1 pseudogene is annotated in these 465 nt (G+C 29.5%); it reads right to left on the bottom strand.

From position 1 onward, the window contains the following. A pseudogene (locus I6E24_RS16690) lies at positions 1–374 on the bottom strand (DUF6377 domain-containing protein); the annotation flags it as partial. Positions 375–465: the final 91 nt, after the last annotated feature.

Genomic DNA, 465 nt, shown 5'->3' with positions numbered 1-465 from the left:
CGATAATACATAATAATGGCAAATGTCTGAGTATATTTGTCTGTTAGTTTCAGTCTTTTATTATTAATATCGAGCGCTTGTGCGTATTCTCCTTTATCTCGTAACTCTGTTTCTTTCCTGCTTAAAAATCTTTCATCATTAAAATCTAACAATGAATACAGGGAGTCTTTGTATTGTTTTGATTTATTTAGAAAATCGTTTTTTAATTTATTGTCGCCAGAATAAAATCCTGCTTCACCAAAAACCTGATCACAGACTGTATAATAGTCTTCTAAAAGATTATATTGTATAGATTTACTTCTGTCCAATAGATTTATTTGATTAATTGCTTCAAGAAAGTATCCGCATGAAGATAAATGACTAGCGTATTTCATTTGTGATAATAGCATATTCTTGCTGAAATCATTATTTCTTGCCAGTATTATATTTTTGCGTATATATACAATTGCGGAGTCGCTTATATAG

It is taken from the genome of Bacteroides caecigallinarum (assembly GCF_021530995.1).
GTDB classification, from domain to species: Bacteria; Bacteroidota; Bacteroidia; order Bacteroidales; family Bacteroidaceae; genus Phocaeicola; species Phocaeicola faecigallinarum.
Note: the sequence above shows the minus strand (reverse complement) of the source record. Positions and strands in the feature narration are given on the sequence as shown.